This is a genomic window from Plantibacter sp. CFBP 8775 (assembly GCF_014839505.1).
GTDB lineage: Bacteria > Actinomycetota > Actinomycetes > Actinomycetales > Microbacteriaceae > Plantibacter > Plantibacter auratus.
The window spans coordinates 773,406-792,883 of the sequence record NZ_JACYNV010000002.1 but is presented as its reverse complement, the minus strand read 5'-3'; the positions used below and the strand labels follow the sequence as shown (position 1 = coordinate 792,883).

The 19,478-nt window shown below is 65.0% G+C and carries 15 protein-coding genes; 4 read left to right on the top strand and 11 right to left on the bottom strand.

The features are described 5' to 3' along the window. Positions 1–191 precede the first annotated feature (191 nt). Positions 192–782 carry a CGNR zinc finger domain-containing protein gene (locus IFR14_RS16175; protein WP_137243685.1) on the bottom strand — a complete coding sequence of 197 codons (591 nt, stop codon included), beginning with the start codon at positions 780–782 and terminating at the stop codon, positions 192–194. 92 nt (positions 783–874) lie between these two features. On the opposite strand from IFR14_RS16175, the gene IFR14_RS16170 reads away from it, so the two are divergent. Then, the gene (locus IFR14_RS16170; RefSeq protein WP_240044065.1) at positions 875–1,948 is read left to right on the top strand and encodes an LLM class flavin-dependent oxidoreductase; all 1,074 of its coding nucleotides are present in this window, start codon (positions 875–877) and stop codon (positions 1,946–1,948) included. 187 nt (positions 1,949–2,135) lie between these two features. Here the strand turns inward: IFR14_RS16170 and IFR14_RS16165 are convergent, their stop codons facing one another. The 5 genes from IFR14_RS16165 to IFR14_RS21480 all read right to left on the bottom strand — a co-directional run bounded on the left by IFR14_RS16165 (position 2,136) and on the right by IFR14_RS21480 (position 8,678). Continuing rightward, a complete protein-coding gene (locus tag IFR14_RS16165) occupies positions 2,136–2,882 on the bottom strand; it encodes a sulfite exporter TauE/SafE family protein (protein WP_137243684.1) in 747 nt (248 codons plus the stop codon). A gap of 95 nt (positions 2,883–2,977) precedes the next feature. Then, the gene (locus IFR14_RS16160; RefSeq protein WP_137243683.1) at positions 2,978–3,616 is read right to left on the bottom strand and encodes a TetR/AcrR family transcriptional regulator; all 639 of its coding nucleotides are present in this window, start codon (positions 3,614–3,616) and stop codon (positions 2,978–2,980) included. Positions 3,617–3,620: 4 nt separating this feature from the next. Further along, complete coding sequence (locus tag IFR14_RS16155) at positions 3,621–6,047, bottom strand: glycoside hydrolase family 3 protein (RefSeq protein ID WP_240044064.1); 2,427 nt, start codon at positions 6,045–6,047, stop codon at positions 3,621–3,623. Between the two features lie 60 nt (positions 6,048–6,107). Beyond that, entirely contained in the window at positions 6,108–7,421 is a 1,314-nt protein-coding gene (locus IFR14_RS16150) for an MFS transporter (protein ID WP_137243682.1), read from the bottom strand. A gap of 300 nt (positions 7,422–7,721) precedes the next feature. After that, positions 7,722–8,678: a GlxA family transcriptional regulator gene (locus IFR14_RS21480; protein WP_137243681.1), complete on the bottom strand. Its 957-nt coding sequence runs from the start codon at positions 8,676–8,678 to the stop codon at positions 7,722–7,724. Positions 8,679–8,802: 124 nt separating this feature from the next. Between IFR14_RS21480 and IFR14_RS16140 the strand changes: the two genes are divergently transcribed. Together IFR14_RS16140 and IFR14_RS16135 are read left to right on the top strand one after the other, a co-directional pair. Then, positions 8,803–9,429: an isochorismatase family protein gene (locus IFR14_RS16140; protein WP_137243680.1), complete on the top strand. Its 627-nt coding sequence runs from the start codon at positions 8,803–8,805 to the stop codon at positions 9,427–9,429. Between the two features lie 553 nt (positions 9,430–9,982). After that, positions 9,983–13,189 carry a right-handed parallel beta-helix repeat-containing protein gene (locus IFR14_RS16135; RefSeq protein ID WP_191941605.1) on the top strand — a complete coding sequence of 1,069 codons (3,207 nt, stop codon included), beginning with the start codon at positions 9,983–9,985 and terminating at the stop codon, positions 13,187–13,189. A gap of 265 nt (positions 13,190–13,454) precedes the next feature. Here IFR14_RS16135 and IFR14_RS16130 read toward each other — a convergent pair whose 3' ends face one another. Next, on the bottom strand, positions 13,455–15,317 hold the full coding sequence (locus IFR14_RS16130) for an RICIN domain-containing protein (protein WP_137243679.1): 1,863 nt from the start codon (positions 15,315–15,317) through the stop codon (positions 13,455–13,457). 256 nt (positions 15,318–15,573) lie between these two features. Next, complete coding sequence (locus tag IFR14_RS16125; RefSeq protein WP_137243678.1) at positions 15,574–16,161, bottom strand: CGNR zinc finger domain-containing protein; 588 nt, start codon at positions 16,159–16,161, stop codon at positions 15,574–15,576. 27 nt (positions 16,162–16,188) lie between these two features. Between IFR14_RS16125 and IFR14_RS16120 the strand changes: the two genes are divergently transcribed. Next, the gene (locus IFR14_RS16120; protein ID WP_137243677.1) at positions 16,189–17,115 is read left to right on the top strand and encodes an AEC family transporter; all 927 of its coding nucleotides are present in this window, start codon (positions 16,189–16,191) and stop codon (positions 17,113–17,115) included. On the opposite strand, the gene IFR14_RS16115 is transcribed toward IFR14_RS16120, so the two are convergent. The 3 genes from IFR14_RS16115 to IFR14_RS16105 all read right to left on the bottom strand — a co-directional run bounded on the left by IFR14_RS16115 (position 17,105) and on the right by IFR14_RS16105 (position 19,475). Further along, complete coding sequence (locus IFR14_RS16115) at positions 17,105–17,746, bottom strand: hypothetical protein (protein ID WP_137243676.1); 642 nt, start codon at positions 17,744–17,746, stop codon at positions 17,105–17,107. The genes IFR14_RS16120 and IFR14_RS16115 overlap by 11 nt on opposite strands. Next, on the bottom strand, positions 17,743–18,507 hold the full coding sequence (locus IFR14_RS16110; protein WP_197977588.1) for a carbohydrate ABC transporter permease: 765 nt from the start codon (positions 18,505–18,507) through the stop codon (positions 17,743–17,745). Before IFR14_RS16110 ends, IFR14_RS16115 begins: the two co-directional genes overlap by 4 nt. A 140-nt stretch (positions 18,508–18,647) precedes the next feature. Further along, positions 18,648–19,475 carry a carbohydrate ABC transporter permease gene (locus IFR14_RS16105; RefSeq protein ID WP_137243674.1) on the bottom strand — a complete coding sequence of 276 codons (828 nt, stop codon included), beginning with the start codon at positions 19,473–19,475 and terminating at the stop codon, positions 18,648–18,650. Positions 19,476–19,478 lie beyond the last annotated feature (3 nt).

Below are 19,478 nucleotides of genomic sequence, written 5' to 3'. Positions count from 1 at the left end.
GTTGCCATCTCGGTGGCATCGCGGTGGTCTGCATGGACGCGCCACGCGACGTCATCCGAGCAGGCGAGCTCGAACACGTGGCGCGCACCGCAGGTTGGATTCGAAACTTCGACGATTGGGAGGGGCGTCGTCAACGCGGCTAGTCCACGCTCTCGAGCCATGGCGCGCTCGCAGTCGCGGCGTCGATCCGTTCACGCCGGCGCGGTTGCGCGCTGCCGACGCTCGTAGGCGCGCGCTGCGCGAACCCTGTCGCCGCACCGGGTCGAGCACCAATGGCGCCGAGCGTGCGTGCGGAGGAGGAACCGGTCGCATGGCGCTGCGGCGCATTGCGCCAACCGCGACACTTGCTGGTCGCTCAACATCGCCGCTGCATCCTCCGCGAGCTGGGCGATTGCGTGCTCAACCAGCAACGTCGTCGGGTGCTCCGCCACGCGGGAGAAGCCCGTGTTCGGCGCATACTTGAGGATCGGGACCGCCGGTGCTGCAATCAACCCCGAGTTCAGGTGTTCTAGCGCGACAGCTGGAGGAGCCTGCCCTTCCACCTGTGCTCGGAACAGGTCGCGGAGCGCCTCTCGAAATCCAGCTAGCTGGTTCTGGCAGTACGGGAGGAGCGTGGTGTCCGAGGGCACAAGGCCATGTTCGATGAGCCAGGCGGTGGCTGTATCAGGACTCTCGAGCCCATCGACTCGGCGACCGCCGGGGAGCATCACCCTGCTGTTCGCAAGAACGAGGCTGAGGTGCTCAGATTCGCCCGGGGCAGGCGGAAGGGTGATCCTCGTCATGTTCTCACGGTAGCAAAGAAGTGATGCCGTGAGAACATGTTAGGCTCATGATCACGTTATTCACGGTTTTTTGCCATGAGAAGTGAGATCAAATGATGACTGCTGCTAGCTCTTCTGGAACCGCACCGTTCGGCCTGTCCGTGTTGGACAACGCGCTGACCGGTATCGGTACCTCGGCCAGTGAGGCGTACCGTGAGGTGATCGCCCTGGCGCAGCTGGCTGATCGACGCGGTTTTCAGCGCTACTGGATGTCGGAGCATCACGCGATGCCTGGCGCCTCCACCTCCTCTCCCCAGATGATGCTTGCTCGGCTGACGGGCGAGACGCAACGCATCCGGCTAGGAGCCGGTGGAATCATGCTCCCCAATCACTCGCCTCTCCTGATCGCGGAGCAGTTCGGCATGCTGAGTGCGCTCGCGCCCGGTCGTATCGATCTCGGCGTGGGGCGCGCTCCCGGTACCGATCAAGCAACGGCTGCCGCGCTGCGCCGACGGCACGATCATGACGACCGCTTTCCGGAGCAAATCGGGGAACTCGTCGGCTTCCTCGAGGATGATTTCCCGGAGGGGCACCCGTACCGGGCTGTGCATGCCGTGCCAGGGCCTTGGCAGGCTGAACAGAACAGGGTTCCGCACACCGAGGGGCTGCCTGAACTCTGGACTTTGGGGTCCTCCACGTATTCCGCTCATCTGGCTGCCCGGCTCGGGCGCCCCTACGCGTTCGCCCTGCAGTTCGGTCGGGCTGATGTCACCAGCGCCCTGCGGATCTACCGTGACGCCTTCCGGCCCTCTCCGGCGCTAGCCGAACCACGCGTCATGGTCAGTGTCTCGGTTGCGGCTCACGATGATCCGGAAGAGGCGCGTCGACAGACGAGTTCGACGGCGATGGCAATGCTGCGGATGTTCCAGCGCAAGCCCTACGCTCTGCTCTCCCCGGACGAGGTCGCAGCGTATCCGGCCACACTCGATGAGCGTCAAGTGCTCGACATGTACATGACGAACACCCTGCACGGAACCGGTTCCGAGGTCGGACTGGCGCTGGAACGCCTGCACGAGCAGACGTCCGCCGACGAGATCATGCTTGTTACTGGCGGCCACTCCCGTGAAATCCAGACCAGGACGGTGGAACTCGTCGCCGATCGCTTCGCCCTCCCGGTCGGCGCCTGAGGCGGCGTCATGGGTGGGCTGCGGCATCCAGGTCGGCCGCCGAGCGGTGTGGAGGGCGTGCGCGTCCGGAGTGCTCTTACGTGCCAGGAGTGCTCGCGGCGCTCGAACTCGTGGCTCCGCGCGCTCGGCGTCTGACCTGGTGCCCCGGGGCCGGACGGGTCGCCCCGGGGCGACTACCGATGCGGTTCTATCGCGTCAGGACTTGGAGGATCGTCAGGCCTGCGACGACGAACAAGAGGACCGCGAACCCCATCTGCAGTACTCGACCACTGATCCGGTGGGCAAATCGCGCCGTGACGAAGGATGCGGCGATCGCGGGTAGTCCGAAGGCCAGGGCGACCCCCCAGTCCGGGCGGGTGATCCCGACGTGTGCCACGATCCCCGCGACGGAGTTCAGGACGGCGATTGCGAGTGACGTTCCGATGGCTTTCTTGATGGGGAGGCGCAGCGCGAGCACGAGGGCCGGCACCGTGATGAAGCCTCCTCCGACACCGAGCAGGCCGGTCAGGAATCCGACTAGTACTCCGACCGCGAAGCCACGGAGCATCCAGAGCGGCGGCCGGGAGTCGTCGACGGCTTCGGTGGGTCGGCGTCGGAGCATCTGGACGGCCGACGCGAACATGAGCGCCGCGAACACCACCAAGATCACCTGCTCGGGAAGCAGGGAACCGACCGCGGTTCCAATGAACGCCATCGGGATTCCCGCGATGGCCACGGCGCCGACCATGCGCCAGTCGACGGCAGTCCGGATACGTGGGATCAGGGCGGCGATCGGTCCGACCGCGCCCATCAGGAGTGATGTCGAGATAGCCGTCTCCAGGGGGATCCCGACGATGTAGACCAGCGCGGGGACGGCGATGATGCCGCCGCCGGCGCCGAGTATCCCGGTCAGACCTCCAACGAGGAGGCCAAAGGCGATCAAGCCGAAGATCATGCGGGGTCCTCTGAGTTATGGATCGAGTCTTGGAGGCAGGCCGAGCGCTCGGTCTGTTCTGAAGCCATGCGGCTCCCGTGCAGGCGAACGGTGTCCTAGCTGCCCGGGGTCCAGAGGCGTTTGAGCCCCTCGACGTGCACGCGGACGGTCTGCACGAGTGGCACCGACTGCGGGTCGAGCACCCATTGCTGTTGCACGCCGTCGAGCAAAGCAATGGTTCCCGCAGCGAGGGCGTCGATGGGCGCCGCTTCACTGATCTCGCCGTTCGCGACACCGTCACGGATGGCGTCGGTGAGCCAGGACCGCATGCTGCGATAGTGCCTGGTCACCCAATCGTGCGCGGGATGGCTCGGCGCTGTGCCCTCGGCGGCGACGAGGACGAACAGCCTCACCCACTCAGGTCGCGTGGCGTTCCGAGCGGTGAGCGCGACGAGCGAGTCGAACGCTGCCCAGCCCATGGGTGTGACACCCTCGCCGAAGAGGAAGTCGCTGTCGTCCTGTTCTCGCTGGTCGAGGACCGCTGCCAGGAGTGCCGATTTGGAGGGGAAGTGGTGCAACAGTCCGGACTGGGAGATGCCCGCCCGTGCCGCGACGTTTGAAATGGTCGTCTTGTGGAATCCGACTTCCGAGATCTGAGCGGCCGCCGCCTGGAGCGCTGTGATCCGGGTCAGATCACCGTCGCGCTTGAGCTTGTCGGTCTGGGCTTCGATCAGGTAGTTCGCGGGAAACGACATGGATTCACACCTCTGCTGTGACGCTGGTTCTCGACATGTTCAGTGAACCGCCTGCTGCGGCGGGTCCGATTGGAAGACTAGCGCGAACGTCTCCGAGACCCCGGGCGACGATGAGCCGGCCGTCCACGAGTGGCGTCCATGCCTGGTGCGACGGTTGCCACCGGCGCTGGAAGCGCACGTCGCACTCGACCGACACGGATGCACTCTCACCGGGGACCAGCTCGACCGAGGACCAACCGATCAGACGTGTGGGGAGCTCGGCCGAAGCGGGTTCGAGATACACCTGGACGGTCTCGCGGCCGACGTGTTCGCCGACATTCGTGACAGAGACCGACACCTCCTGGACTCCGGCCGGGCCGGCGCTCGACACCTCGATCGAGCCATAGGCCCATTCGGTATATCCCAGGCCGGCTCCGAACCAGAAAGCCGGTTCGTCCTCCGTCCTCAACCACCCGCGGTACCCGACGAACGCACCTTCCCGGTATTCGAGACGGCCGTGCTGCGGCGTGGTGCTCCAGGCAGGACCCTGGCCGTTCGCCGCCGGGTACGTCGTCACGAGTCGGCCTTCCGGCGGGACCAGGCCCGAGATCGCGGCCGCGACAGCGTCGCCCGCCTCCTGTCCGGGAAGTCCGGCGACGAGGACGGCGTCGACGTCATTGATCCATGGCATGAGCACCGGAGTCGCAGCGTTGACGACGACGATCGTTCGGTGGGCCGCTGCAGCCACCGCGGTCACCAGCGCATCCTGGTGGCCGGGGAGCGCCAAGGTGCGCTTGTCCTGTCCCTCTGTCTCTTCGTCCGGGGTCAGGCCGACGACGACGATCGCCACATCGGCGCGCTGAGCGCCTGCCGCGGCCGCGGCGATCGCTTGGGCAGCCGGACGAGCGGCATCGCTCAGGACGAGCCCGAGGATCCTCGCCATGCCTGCTCGCTGCACGGTGGCGGTGACGATCGAGCCGGTCTCCAACCGGATGGCCGACGAGTGACTGCGGGGTCGGAAGAAGCCGCCTCCCGGGCCCGGGTGGAACGGGATCTCGAACTCCTCCCGGTGGCCTGGCGCGTGGACCTCCCAGACGCCTGGTCCTCGCACCCCGATCTGGTAGTCGCCGGACGGCACGTTCAGTCTTGCGCTGAGCTCGATGGCCGCAGCGTGCTCGAGCCACCCGGTCTTGTTGTCCTCGACCTCTGCGACATCGACCACTCGGTCGTGGAGCACGGCCCCGGCATCGTCGAAGACACGGATCCGCATGCCCTGGGCTCCGGTGACAGGATCGCTGATCAACCTCCCGTCAATGGCAGGGAGCGTAGCGCGCGTCTCCACGCCGTCGAGGACCGTTACCCGCTGCGACCCGAACATGGTTCGGAGCCCGGCCTCAATGGACACGACGTGCGGAGGACGCACCTGAGCGGACCCGCCGCCTTGAGCGACCGTGTCATGGGCGTGACGGCCAGTCACGAACAGCGTCTCCGCAGCGTCACTGGACAGAGGGAGGATGTGATCGTTGTTCTTCAGGATCACCATTCCCGATGCGGCGATCCGGCGGAGCTGTTCCCGCCGCTCGGGCGCGTCCGGGGAGGGGAGGTGCGCGGGCCAGCTGCGCTGCTCGCCGAGCGCGCCCACCCGGTCTCCGAGACGGAGGATGCGCGCAACATGGTCGTCGACGACGGATTCGGGAACGTTGCCGGCGCGCACCTCGGTGACCAGGGAATCCGCCCAGGGTGTGCTCGGCCCCGGCATCACGAGGTCGAGGCCCGCGGTCACGCTCTCTGCGGTCCGCGAGGTCGCGTACCAGTCGGACATGACCACACCGTCGTAGCCCCACTCGTCCTTCAGAATGTCGGCCAGCAGCTCCTGCTGCTCCGTGGAGGGCACACCGTTCACCCGGTTGTAGGCGGCCATGAGTGTCCATGGCTGGGCATCCTGAACGGCGATCTCGAAGGGAGCGAGGTACACCTCGCGGAGGGTTGCCTCGTCGATGACGGAGTCGACGGTCGTGCGTTCCGTCTCCGATTCATTGGCGAGGAAGTGCTTCACGCTCGCCCCGACGCCGTGGCGCTGCAGGCCGCGGATGTAGGCCGACGCGAGGTGGCCGGTCAGGAGCGGGTCCTCACTGAACGCCTCGAAGAGGCGTCCGCCGAGGGGGGAGCGGTGCAAGTTGATCGTCGGGCCGAGGACGACGTGAATCCGCTGCAGCAGTGCTTCCTCGGCGAGGATGCCGCCGACCTCCTCCAGGATTTCCCGATTCCAGCTCTGCGCGATCGAGCTTGCGTTGGGGAGCAGGCACGCCTGCCTGCCCCCGACGACGATCTCGCCACGAACACCCGTCGGGCCGTCCGACAGGACGATCGCTTCGAGGCCGAGGCGCTCGTCCGCGGCGAGGATGAACATCCCGTCTCCGGAAAGGAGGCGCACCTTCTCGTCAAGGGTCATCGTTGAGACCATCGAGCGGAGGTCCTCAGCTGTTCGTGACATGTTGTGAGCTCTTTCGATCTACTTGACGGTTTTGACGGGCAGGATCATCACGGCCCCGAGGATCGCGATGACGGCGGCGACGACGAGCATCAGGTCGAAGTTCTGCCCGGCGCCAAGACCGATCAGGATCGCCGACGCGCCAGGGGCGAGCACCTGCGGCCCCGCCATCGCGATGTTGAACACGCCGAGGTCTTTCGCGGCGTCGTTCGCGCTCGGCAGCACGTCGAGCACGAGAGCCAGATCCACGGCCACGTAGATGCCGAAACCGATGCCGAGGACGACCTCGGCAAGGAAGAACCCTTGGTTGCTCTCGACATGGGTGAGCATGTACGTCCCGACGGCGAAGATCAGCGCGGAACCCACGATGAACGGCTTGCGACGGCCGATCTTGTCTGACAACCAGCCGGCGATCTGGCCGGCCACGATGAGCGAGATCGTGTAGCAGAGCACACCGGTGGCCATCACCTCGGCAGCCTTGGCGGGTGTCAGGCCGAATTCGTTCTGGATCCAGAGCAGGCGGAAGGTGATGAACATGAAGTTCGCGAGGACGAGCAGGAACCGCGAGCCCCACGCGAGAGCGAAGTCGGGGTGTTTGAGCGGGTTGACCCAGAACGTCTTCAGGACCGTGAGGAACCCGCCCTCGCTGCGCGGCCGCTTCGGCAGCTGCTGATCGGGCAGCACCAAGGCGTACACGGCCACAAGGATGAAGCCGATCACGCCGGGCACCAGGAACAGCAGAAGGAGCTGGGTCCCCAGGAACTGGGCGGCGTAGGCGGCGCCGAGCGCTGCCGCCTGCTGCGCGATGCCGATCATGCCGCTGACCTTGCCGCGCTGGCGAGAAGGGAGTTGATCGGCGAGTGTGGCGGTGTGTGCGCTGACCGCTGCATTAGCGAGCATCTGGCCGAGCACCCATCCGAGTGCGACCACTCCGGCGTTCGGCGCGAGCGCGATGATCGCGAGAGCGACGATGAGACCCGCCGCGCCGATCAGCATCCACGGGCGGCGTCGACCGAACCGGCTGGTCGTCCGGTCGCTCAGTCGGCCGAAGATGGGATCGAACAGGAGGGCGGACAGCGCCCCGAGTGACGTGACGAGGCCGAGGGTGCCGACGATGGCATCCGGGTCGACCAGGGTCTGGAGCTTGAGGACGAGGCCCGCGGTCAGCGGCGTCGACAACGCGACCATCAGTCCTAGGCGTGCTCCGACCATCGCCGCGATCACGCGCGGCGCCGCCTTCTCGGTCGGTGGCGCGATCAGTGGAACGCGCTCGTGTGCTGGGGTGACGGCATCAACCGCCGTGAGCGGCGGACCGCCCGGGTTGGACATGGACATGAAACCTCCTCATTGAAGTTCCCTCCGCGGGGCGGATGGATGACTCTATCGAACAAAATGTGAACCGACCGAGCGCACGGTCTGTACTTGAGATGAGACTAAGCCTGCGCCGATTGCGCGTCAAGAGTGGAAACGAGATCGACATCAGATGAGTCGAGTTCAGCGACGGCCTACGGCAGCCGGACGGGCTCGCCGATCCTCATCGGTAGGCGATGAGGATCGGTCCGGCTGAGCACTTCGGCGGCTTGGGGTGGAGGTGGGTGAACGGTCACCGGATGCGCGGCGTTCGGGTCCGGCCGGCTATCCTGCCGCCGCCTGCCGCGCGTCGAACCGGGTACGGTACCGGGACGGTGTGCTGCCGAAGGTCGCTGCGAAGTTCTGCCGGAAGGTGACCGGTGTGAATCCGCAGGACGCGGCGATGCGATCGATGGGGAGATCGGTCATCTCGAGGAGCCGGCGGGCCTCGTCCAGGCGTCGCGCGCGGATCCAGGCGGCGGGCGTCGCGCCGGTCGCCATCCGAAAGAGTCGCACGAATGATCGACGACTCATCCGAGCAGCCGCAGCGAGACGATCGATAGACAGATCCTCGTCGAGATGGTCGAGAGCCCATCCGGACGCCCGGGCGATGGGGTCCTCGCCGGTGTCACTCGGGATCGGCCGCTCGATGTACTGGGCCTGCCCACCTTCGCGGTGCGGGGCGACGACCAGGCTGCGGGCGACGCGGTTGGCAGCCTCCGCGCCGAGTCTGGTCCGCACGATGTGGAGACAGGCATCGATACCCGACGCCGTTCCGGCCGAGGTCAGGACATCGCCGTGATCCACGTAGAGCTTGTCGGCATCGACTGAGATCTCGGGGTGGCGGGCTCGGAGGCTCTCCACGGCGTGCCAATGGGTAGCAGCGCTGCGACCGGAGAGGAGGCCCATATCGGAGACAGCGATGGCTCCGAGGCAGAGACCCACGACCATCGCACCGCTTCGGTGTGCGCCGACGACGGAGTCGTGCACGCTCGGCGGAACGGGTCGGGCGTCGTCCGTCCAGGACGGAATGACGACGATGTCGGCGGCGTCAACAGCGTCCAGCCCCTGAGTCCCCTCGATCGTGTAGCCCTCTGCCGTGCGAATCGGGCCAAGGGACTCGCCGAACAGGACTGGCCGCCAGTCTCCGAGTCCCAGTCGTCGTACCTCGTCGAAGACCATCTGCGGCACCGAGAGGTGGAACAGCGTGATGCCGTCGAAAGCGTAGACAGCGATGTTCACGAGCGCTCCAATCTTGGCCTGATCTCATCAGTATTGCGTATCTGGGCCACTTGTTGATCATGCGACGACAACGAAGGCTAGGAAGGTCGCCAGAAAGGCGCCATCTGACCGTAAGGAATGAACCATGAGTACCGCACGACGCGCGCTGATCCTCGTTGACGTCCAGCAGGAGTACTTCTCCGGTCCACTGGAGATCCAATTCCCGCCTCACGCCGAGTCCCTCCCTCGGATCACCGCGGCGATCGACGCTGCCGTCGCGGCCGGCGTGCCCGTCGCGGTCGTCCAGCACACGGCGGGCGAGGGCGCCCCGGTCTTCAACCCCGCCACCACCGGGTTCGACGTGCACCCCGAGATCGCGCGCCGGCAGCGGCCCGAATGGAAGTCGATCACCAAGCAGTACGGGTCGGTCTTCGCGGGAACGGATCTGCTCGACTGGCTCCAGGAGCACGATGTGAATACCGTCACACTCGTCGGCTACATGACGAACAACTGCATCCTCGCGTCGGCGGCCCAGTCCGAGACACTCGGCCTTGAGGCCGAAGTCCTCTCCGACGCGACCGGGGCCATCAACATCACCAACGACGCCGGATCTGCGGACGCCCGGACCGTGCACGGCACGCTCATGGCGTTGCTCAACTCCAACTTCGCGGCGGTCTCGACCACGGAAGCCTGGACCGAGGCCTTGGCAGCGGGTGCGAGCCTTCCGAAGGACAACCTCCCGAGCTCGGCGACGCGCGGCGCGAATAGCTGAGACTCCCTGGGGCGGCACGAAGCCGCCTCGAGTCAGAGCGCCGAAGTCGCCTCCTCGAGCCCTCGCTCGTCGAAGGCGTCTCTGGCTTCCAGGTCCTCGTCGATATGTCGCTCCGCCCAGAGTCTCAGTGCCGTCAGCGGACGGCGCAGCGAGCCTCTTGAGGTCGTAGCCCGTGGAACGGCCCACCCCGAGGGACGCTGCAGCCTCTTCGGCAGTGAGTATGAGCTTCTCAACAGGCATGGGCGGTCCGGTCCAGAATCGACGGGGGCGCTGGGGCTGACCAGCTTCGATCCTTGTCGCAAGCTGAGGCGTTCGGCGCCCAACTCTCGAAACCCAGGTACCGACTGGCTCGTGCTCACCGTTCCTGCTATCGGGCTGGCGCGGTATCCCGACGGGCCAGGTCGGATGAGTTTGACCGTGCGAAGCGCGCATCGACCGCGTTGACAGCATTTCATCATATGTATAATCTTTGTCGGAAGCTCGATCCGTGCGACGGCGTTGTCGCCATGGGAGGGCAGATCCTCGCGGGGATCGCACGAACAAAGGACCAACAATGAAGCTGGGACCTCTAGCCGCGCTATCGGCCACAGTCCTCGTCGCGCTTGCCGTCGTCGCCGGACCCGCTCCGTCGGCCAGCGCTGCATCCACGACGATCTATACGTCGCCTACTGGAACTGGCACGGCGTGTTCTGCCGCTGCACCGTGTTCGATCACGGACGCCCAGGTCGCGGCCAGATCGGCGCTGGCGTCATCTTCGGAAGACGTCACCGTGCTGTTGGGGGGCGGCACATACCGTGTCTCCGCGCCGCTGAACTTCGGCGCATCGGACGGCGGTTCACCGGGTCGCCATGTGGTCTGGCAGAACCAGACGAGCAGCACACCTATCATCACCGGCGCGACGCCTGTGAGCGGCTGGACGAAGTTCGACGGTGCGAACAACATCTACGTTGCCGATACACCGATCGGGCTTGATACACGACAGCTGTACGTCGACGGCGTGCGCGCTCCGCGTGCCTCGATCCCGATCAGCAAGACCGACGTCACCCTCACGGCCACGGGACTCACGATCAACAACGCGGCCCTCAACTACCTGAGTTCCCTTCCGCAGCAGGATCGCATCGAGCTGAACGGTACCGGAGCATGGACCGATCGTTACAGCCGAGTCGCCTCGATCTCCGGCACATCGGTGGCTATGGCTCAGCCAGGGTGGGACAACAACACCTGGGGCTGGGACACGCTCCAGAACGGTTTCCACGGACCGACCCTCACACTGAACAACTCACTCAACTTTCTGCGGACCGCAGGCCAGTGGTACATCGACCCTGTGGCAGGAAAGCTCTACTACAAGCCGGCTGACGGAGTCGACCCGGGATCACTCGCCGTAGAGCTCCCGCGGCTGCAGTCTCTCGTGCACATCGGCGGCACCTATGACGCACCTGTGTCGAACCTGACCTTCCAAGGCATCCAGTTCTCGGGAACATCGTGGCTCGGCCCCTCCAGCGCTGACGGCTACACGAACCAGCAGAACGGCACCTTCTCCAAGGGCGCCTACGACTACCGACCGGCCGATGCGTTCACCGCCTGCAATCGGGGTTGTGCTGCTTTCGAGCGATCTCGCAACACCTGGTTCCAGGAGCCCGCAGCAGTGCAAGTTTCGGCGGCGAGCCAGGTCGCGTTCGTGAAGAACACGTTCACGGCTCTTGGTCAGACGGGCCTCGGAATCGGCATGGACGCCAACGCCCACGCGACCGGCGTCGGCCTCGGCACCTCCAACATCACAGTGTCGGCCAACACCTTCACCCAGCTCGCCGGAAGTGGCGTCGTTGTCGGAGGCATTCGTGAAGACGCCCACCACCCGTCGGATCCGAGGATGATCGTTCGCGACATTCTGATCCAGAACAACACCGTCACGAAGATCGGCCAGGACTATAAGGACAACTCCGGGATACTCACCACCTACGTGACCAATGCCCGCATCATGCAGAACGAGGTCGCAGACGTGCCCTACGACGGGATCGACACTGGCTGGGGCTGGGGAGTGAACGACCCAGGAGGATCGCCGGACTACCGCAACCGCGGCTACTACGCGTTCAACCCGCAGTACTCGACCAAGACGACCCTGGCCAACAACGTCGTGGCATACAACCTGGTGCACGGGACCAAGAAGGGCTTCAGCGACGGGGGCTCGATCTACAACCTCTCCGCGAGTCCGGGCACGGTCTACCGCAACAACTACATCTATGACCTGCAGTCAACAATCGGCCTGTATCTCGACGAGGGCTCGCGCTACATGTCGGCGCGGTACAACGTCATCCAGGACGCCGGCCAGTGGATCTTCGCCAACACCAATGGCAATCAAGGACCGAACGAAACGAAAGACAACAACGCCGATAACAACTATCACAACAGGGGTGATGTCTGGGGCCTCTTCAACTCCACCACAAACAACACGGTGACCAACGACCAGGCTGTTTCCGGGCCGTGGCCGACGACCGCTCGGGTCATCATGTGCGAAGCGGGCGTCGCACCCGGTCTGCGGACACCCGCGAACGCCAACTACTCGGCTACCAGCTACCCCTCCTGCGGTGCCGGAGGGTCGCATGTAGCCGCCCCCTACCAAACGACTGGCACCTCGGCGACGTCGTCCTACTTCGCGCAGGAGGGCGGCGATCAGTTCTCGATCTCCGCGGCGGGTGCTGATGTATGGCGCGGTGGGGCGCAGACCGATGATGCCTTCGGCGCTGTCTATCAGGACGGGGTCGTCCGATCGGGCACCACGCTGTCGGCTCGGGTCGATGCGCAGAACGACACGAACCCCTGGGCGAAGACCGGGCTCATGATCCGCAACGACATGACAAAGGCCGGCTCCTCGCCCGGTTACGCGATCCTCGCGGTCACCCCAGCCAACGGTGTCGTACTGGAATGGGATTCGAACGCAGACGGCTACCTGGACAAGGAGTCCAAGGTTGCTGTGGAGACACAGCGTCCGATCTCGCTCCGTCTGGTGCGGTCAGGTACTCAGGTCACAGCCTTCTACTCCATCGACGGGAGCTCGTACCGCCAGATCGGTTCCGCGGTCACGTTGACGGGTATCGCGGGAGCGGCAGACGGCGGCATCTTCAGCACATCCCACGATGCGACACGGGCTTCCACCAACTTCATCAGCGACCTGCAGGTCAGTACCGGTGTTGCCGCTCCATTGTCTTCGTTCATGACCGGCGGAGGTGAAGCCGCACAGAACGGAACCCAGCTCCTGCTGGGCGCGAACGGAAACGATGTGTTCAAGGGAGGCGCCCAGTTCGACGATGGCTACGGCGCGGTCTACGTTCCTGGCGGGCTGACGACCGGGAAGTCTGTGACGACCAAGGTAGTCTCACAAGCCGACAGCAGCGCGTGGGCCAAGTCGGGCCTCATGGTGAAGAATTCGATCTCCAGTCCTGGGTATTCTCCCGGGTACGCGGTCCTGGCGGTCACCCCATCGAACGGCGTCGTCCTCGAGTGGGACTCAGACGGAGACGGATACATCGACTCCGAGTCCAAAGTCGCTTTGACGACCAGTCGACCCATCTGGCTGAAGCTGACTCGGTCGGGAAACCAGGTCACCGGCTACTACTCGACGGATGGATCCAACTTCGCGGCTGTGGGCGGTGCCGTCACGCTGCCTGGGCTGGCGACCGCGCCAGATGCGGGGGTCTTCTCGACCTCCCACGATCCTTCGCGCTTCGGGGTGAATGAGTTCACCGTTCCGACGGTCCAGTAGGGCCTTGCACGCGGCCTTGGGTGCGGTCTTGCGGACCGCACCCAGGGCTGCGTTGTGCCGCCGTCGGCACGGAATCGACCCAATCGCATGGTTTCACGCGATGCCATGCACCTGAGGTAGTTCCGCGCTGCCCATTGAGATCCTCCCGGTAGGGAGTCTGGACGTGTGCTCGCCGCTCAAGCCGTCTGTCACCGCCTGCGGGGAATGGCGCAAGGCGAGGCCGTCCGAGTGCGATCGGACGACCCCGCCGTCCGCACACCGGTGGTCAGCTAGCCAGACGGAATCGCTGGCACTGATTCCCGAGATCTGTCCACTGGCCGATGCGAGCGCCATTGTCCAGCCGGCAGTTCCCGAGGTCGAGGGCTTTCCCGCTGTGGAGCGCGACGAAGCGAACCGCGCCATCCGATGCAGGATCCACCCTCCAGGAGCTCCCCGGCGATCCACAAGTGGTTTGGGCGACATCCGCTCCGTCGGACGTGCTTCCTCCTGCGACTGCGAGGCAGAGCTCGGGCGCTGAAGCGGCGTGGATCTGCACACCGCCACCCGGCGCCGCAGTGAACGACCAGCGCTGACACGGGCTCGCCTGCCAGTCGAACTGCTGCAGAACCGCACCGACCGCCGTCGAGCAGTTCGGGAGATCGACCGACTTGCCGCTCGCCGTCGAGGTCACCGCGACGTCTCCGACGGGTCGGAGCGTCCAGTCCTGGCAGGCGTTTCCGAGCGCCGCCCACTGACGGACTGCCGATCCGGGCGCCGTGCTGCAGTTCGCGGCGTCGAGGACGCGACCGTTGGCGCGGTTCGTGATGACCGAATAGCCTCCGTTGGAGGGCGAGGCGCTCCATTGCTGGCAGGCATTGGCGAGCCATGACCACTGTCGGGCGGCGGTGCCGTTGGCGGTTCCGCAGTTGGCAGAGTCGAGTGACTTTCCGGAGGAGGCGTTCACCAGTCGGAAGAAGCCGTCGCCGGTCGAATCCCATGTCCACCGCGTGGATGCTTCTCCGGTGCACGGACCCTGTTGGAGGAGTGCCCCATCAGCGGGACTCCCACCGGTGATGACTGCGCAGAGTCCACTGTTGCGATTCACGAGCTCCATCGACGCACCTCTGACGGCCTGCGTGCGGCCACTGCGCTCACCGCTCGGGACGGCCACATCGGTGGTTGTGGACACGGGCTGTCCGAACGCCGGTACGCCGGAGGCGGCGAATGACACGGGCTGGGCGCGACTCGTGCGACCGGTGCCGCAGCCGTCGTTCGGCCCCGCGTTCCCGTGGTACATGTTCCACACCTCGGTCCCGTCGGGAGAGGTGAAGAAGTCGTTGTGGCCTGGCCCGAACACGCCATTCGCCTTCGAGAAGACCGGTCCACTCTTGGTCCAGGACGCGGCGACCAGAGGATCTCCGCCGCCGTAGGTCAGCATGCCCAACTTGTAGTCCTCTGTCCCGCAGAAGCTCGCGGAGTAGACCACGTAGGTCTGCCCGTTCCGTTGGAGAGCCACCGGACCCTCGTTGACGGGCGAGCCGACGCGCTCCCAATCCTCGGTCGGCTGGGACAAGATCGCCGGCGCCGTCGACAGGGTCCAAGGATTCGACATGCGTGCGATGTAGTTGTTCTGCGAGCCGGGCTTGACCTCCGACCACATCATGTACAGCTGCCCGCCCAGCTCCAGGTACGAACCGTCGATGTTGAACTCGTCGGTGGGGACCGGCCGGCCTCGGTAGGTGTACGGCCCCATCGGGTCGTCGCCAGCGCTCTCCAACACGTGGAGGTGCTGCTGGGCGAACGTGTTCGTCGCCCCGATCGTGTACATGATGTACCAGCGCCAACCGTTCGGGCCCTGCAGCCGCATGAGTTCCGGCGCCCACATGGTCCCGTTCCGTCCCGGCACGGTGTCCGAGTAGACCGTCGCAGGCACGGCCGTTGCAAGCGCTGCGAGCGTAGGAGCCTTGCGGATGGTGACGCGGTTGACGTAGGTCGTGGTGGCCATGTAATAGTTGCCGTCGGCGTATTCGATCGTGGGATCCGCGCCACTCACCAGCGGGTTCCTGAACGTCGGCTCTCCGACGGCCTCGGCCGGAGAGGACGAGACGGCGAGTGGTCCGACCAGCGACGCCACGAGAGCGACGATCATGCACAGGATGCTGTAGACGCGACGCCGCGCACGCGTCGAAGACCGTGTTCGATCGGACCGGACGTCGGCTCCGCTGTCCGCATGACTTCCATCCACGGGGCTCGTCCTGCGCTTGATTCTGTGTATCGCCATATGGGGCACTCCTCGTCATTGAGAAAATGTGAGCGTTAACAACGCGCAGTTGGAGAGTGCCCGAGTGTGGGTTCGCACGTCAAGAGCTCCGTCCACATTGCCTACCGTCGCGTGCAGCCATCCCTCACGCCGGACTCGAGGGCCAACCCGGATTCGCGCGTGTTTGTCGTTCCGACTCGGTCTCAGCCTTCGGCACGACCCGGCCACGATGACGAGCGACTGCGACTGCATTCCCGCAGCGCGCCGAGCAGTAGGCTCTCCGGCCGTTTCTGCTGGTGTCCACAAAAACCAGACCGCAGCCGTCACGGCCGCAGCGACCGAGGCGTTCGCCTCCCGCTTCGACCAGGAACATGGCGAGGCCGCCGGCGGTGACGGCTCTGACACGCGCGACGACATCCAGCTCGTCCGAGACGAAGTGCAGGTGCGGGCGCAACTCGTTGTGGGTGGTGACGTAGACACGGGAGACCGCCGCATCGAGAACATCATTGATTGCCGTGCATCGTGCGTCGGCCTCGCCGCTGTCGAACACTCGTCGCAGGCGACCCGTCCAGTCCCGAAGGGACGTCGAACCTGATTCGGTAACCTCGCGACGACGTATCTCGTGCGTGGTGAGCACGTCGAGGAGGGCTGATCGCGACCAGTGTCGATGGGCCAAGTTCACGAGGTCCGCGGCGAGGAAGGCGCCGGTCATATTGTCATGGTTGAACTGCACTGACCCATTGCACCACAGTCGGTTCTCATGACTGGTGTGGCAACGGCGATCGTCCCGATACTCCTGCTCTTGGGAGGTGGGGCGGCCATCCGACGTTGGTTCGTCAGCGACCCGAGCTTCTGGCGCGGCCTCGAGTGGATGAGTTACCGAGTCTTCACCCCTGCCCTCTTCGTCACCTCTGTGGCGTCGACGGACCTCGGATCGGTCCCCCTCGGACCGCTTGCTGTGAGCGTCGCTGCGCCCATCCTCGTCGCAACAGGAGTGATCGTCGTTCTCCGGCGGCCGCTGCGCGCGGGCGGTCCACAGCTGACGTCACTCGTGCAAGGCTCGATCCGGATCAATACCTATATCGGGCTCGTCTTCGCCTCGTCGCTCCACGGGGCAGAGGGGACGGCGACCTTTGCTCTGGCCAGCGCGGTCGTCGTGCCCCTCGTCAACGTGATCTCCGTCAGTGCGCTGTCCAGGTTCGGTGACCGCCTAGGAGACAGCCGCAAACCGCCACTGTGGAAAGAGATGCTCGTGAACCCACTCATCCAGGGCGTCGCCCTCGGCCTCATCGTCAATCTCTCCGGGGTTTCACTGCCTGGCCCGGTCTCCTCGACGATCATGCTTCTCGCAGCTCCGGCCCTCGTCTGCGGCACGCTCATCTCCGGTGCGGCGCTTCGCTGGTCATTTTCCCGACGAGACATCCTCGATATCGGTATCACGGCCATCGTGAAGCTCATCGCGCTCCCGCTCGGCGCAGTCGCCATCGCCATAACGTTCGGGATCACCGGACCGACCCTGACGAGCATCCTGCTCATCACGGCCGTCCCTACGGCACCGTCGGCCTATGTACTCGCGTCCCGCATGGGCGGAGACGCGCGGCTGATGGCGTCCATCACCGGTGTCCAGACGGTCCTCGCTTGTGTGACCATCCCACTTCTCCTCTCGCTCCTGAACGTCAGTTCGTGAGTGGCCGAGTGGTGGCGTGCCACAGGGCGACGAGCGGCAGGGACAACAGAATGAGGAGAGGGAAAGCCAACACGGAACTGGCCCAACCGGCGAGACCGAACACCGAGACGGTAGCAAGTCCTGACGCTGGCCTCGAAACGAACTGGATGAATGCATCGGCCCAAGCCGACCTACGCGGTTGCTTTCCGGCCAACGTCGGTGGTACCGCCATGAGACCGATGGCAGTCAGGACGACCGTGACGGCGAGGCCGGCACCCCCGCTCAGGAGCATCCAGGACTGGCCGCTCACGGCGAAGATCTGGAACGCCGCGACGGTGAGCGCGAACGCAGCGACTCCCGGACCGCTCAACAGCCAGGCAGACAGGGCTGCGCGGGGGAGTAGCGCCAACGTCGCAGACAGCCGGACTGCCCGACCGTCGTAGGACGCGGTGAATACGGCGAGTTGCAGTCCGAGAATGGGAACCACGATGAGCAGTGCAATGAAGGTGAACAGAACAGAGTAGCGCGCAAGGGACCACGCAGCGGCGGCAGCGGTGCCGAGGAGCAGTTGGACAGGGAGGTCCGTCCAGATCGCCGCCGCCGCTCTCGTGAGGGGGTTGCGGGGCACCGAAGCGAGGGCGTTGTACGTCACCCGCGCACCCCCACCGCCGCCACGCTTTCTACAAAAGTCCGTTGCAGCAGAAGGAAGAGCACGAGCATCGGCAGGACCACCAGGGTGATTCCGGCGAAGACGACCGTCGGTTGTGCCGAGCCCAGCCCCGAGGAGAGGGACACCAGGCCGATCGGGAGCGTCATGTTCTCAGGCGTGTTCAAGAAGACCAGTGGTCCGAAGTAGCTGTTCCACGATGCTTCGAAGCCGAGGATGGCGAGCGCAGAGAGCGCCGGCGTGGCCAACGGCAGCATGATCTGGAACAGGATACGCACGTGTCCGGCACCATCGATCCGAGCGGCTTCGTCCAGGTCGCGGGGAATGGAATTGAAGTACTGACGGAGGAAGAAGATCGCGAAGACGTTGATGAGGGCAGGGAGCCAGAGGGCGGCCAGCGAGTCGATGAGGCCGATGTTGCGCATCAGGATGAACACGGGAATGAGCGTGAGCTGGCCGGGGATCATCAGAGCCGAGAGGAGGACGACGAAGACCGCTTCCTTGCCACGGAATTGCAGGCGTGAGAACGCATACGCTGCTAGAGACGCGATGATCAGCGATCCGCCGACACTGATGACCGCGACGATGAGGCTGTTCAGCGCCATGCGTCCGAGAGGAACGACGGTGAAGACCGCCACGAAGTTGTCCAGGGTGAACGGGATCGGAATCCAGTTGGGCGGCAGCTGGAAGGCTGCTTCAGGAGCGGTCAGGCTCGACGACACAAGCCAGACGAGAGGTGCTGCCATGAGCACGATGATGAGGCAGAGACCCAGGTTGAGTAGCCACCGTACTGCGCGTTGACCGGGCGTTCGCCGACGTGTCCGAGAGGTGCGGGTCGCACGGGCGTCGGCGCCCCGCGGGATACCGGTCTGATCTGTGGAGGATGTCATGTCTGGTCAACCCATCTGCGAAGTCCGATGAACTGCACCAGTGTGACGAGCATGATGACCACGAAGATCACCAACGCGACTGACGAGGCGTAGCCAATTTCGAACGCTTGGAAGCCGGTTCGGTAGAGATACATGACGGCGGACAATGTCGCATCGTCCGGGCCGCCCTTGGTGATGATCTGAATGGGATCGAAGATTTGGAAAGCGCCGATGAACGTCACGATGGTCGCGAAGAACAGCGTCGGTGACATGAGTGGCAGCGTGATGTGGAAGAACCGCTGGACGGCAGAGGCCCCATCGACGGTTGCGGCTTCATTGATCTCACGAGGGATGGTCTGAAGGCCAGCGAGCATGATCAGGAACGTGTATCCGATGGTATGCCAGAAGTCGATTCCGATGATCGCGGGCAACGCCCAGGCAGGATCCGCGAACCAGTTCGGTGCTGAGATCCCGATCGTTCCGAGGTAGTGGTTGAGGAGTCCGAAGGCCGGGTCCAGGACGAACTGCCAGATGAGCGCGACTGCTGCCCAGGAGATGAGGAACGGGAAGAAGACTGCAGAGCGCACAAGGTATCCGAGCACTTTGTTGATGCCGGAGTTCACGGCGAGTGCGAGGAGCAGGCCGCCGACGAGGTGGGTCACCATCGAACCGAGGCTGAAGAGGAAGGTGTTCCCTAACGCGCGGAGGAGGAGCGGATCTGTGGCGAGGGCCTGAAAGTTCTCCAGACCCGCGTATTCGGGCGGAGTCAGGAGGTCGTAGTGGAAGAAGCTCAGGATGAACGCCGCGATGAGTGGCCCGAGGATGAACACCAGGAACAGCAGCATCGC

Excerpts from the sequence above, each read along its gene's own strand:
- IFR14_RS16105 (WP_137243674.1), bottom strand. The coding sequence starts at position 19,475 with ATGCTGCTGTTCCTGGTGTTCATCCTCGGGCCACTCATCGCGGCGTTC.
- IFR14_RS16175 (WP_137243685.1), bottom strand. The coding sequence starts at position 782 with ATGACGAGGATCACCCTTCCGCCTGCCCCGGGCGAATCTGAGCACCTC.
- IFR14_RS16130 (WP_137243679.1), bottom strand. The coding sequence starts at position 15,317 with ATGATCGTCGCTCTCGTGGCGTCGCTGGTCGGACCACTCGCCGTCTCG.
- IFR14_RS16135 (WP_191941605.1), top strand. The coding sequence starts at position 9,983 with ATGAAGCTGGGACCTCTAGCCGCGCTATCGGCCACAGTCCTCGTCGCG.
- IFR14_RS16140 (WP_137243680.1), top strand. The coding sequence starts at position 8,803 with ATGAGTACCGCACGACGCGCGCTGATCCTCGTTGACGTCCAGCAGGAG.
- IFR14_RS16170 (WP_240044065.1), top strand. The coding sequence starts at position 875 with ATGATGACTGCTGCTAGCTCTTCTGGAACCGCACCGTTCGGCCTGTCC.
- IFR14_RS16160 (WP_137243683.1), bottom strand. The coding sequence starts at position 3,616 with ATGTCGTTTCCCGCGAACTACCTGATCGAAGCCCAGACCGACAAGCTC.
- IFR14_RS16150 (WP_137243682.1), bottom strand. The coding sequence starts at position 7,421 with ATGTCCATGTCCAACCCGGGCGGTCCGCCGCTCACGGCGGTTGATGCC.
- IFR14_RS16110 (WP_197977588.1), bottom strand. The coding sequence starts at position 18,507 with ATGGCAGCACCTCTCGTCTGGCTTGTGTCGTCGAGCCTGACCGCTCCT.
- IFR14_RS16155 (WP_240044064.1), bottom strand. The coding sequence starts at position 6,047 with ATGACCCTTGACGAGAAGGTGCGCCTCCTTTCCGGAGACGGGATGTTC.
- IFR14_RS16120 (WP_137243677.1), top strand. The coding sequence starts at position 16,189 with ATGACTGGTGTGGCAACGGCGATCGTCCCGATACTCCTGCTCTTGGGA.
- IFR14_RS16165 (WP_137243684.1), bottom strand. The coding sequence starts at position 2,882 with ATGATCTTCGGCTTGATCGCCTTTGGCCTCCTCGTTGGAGGTCTGACC.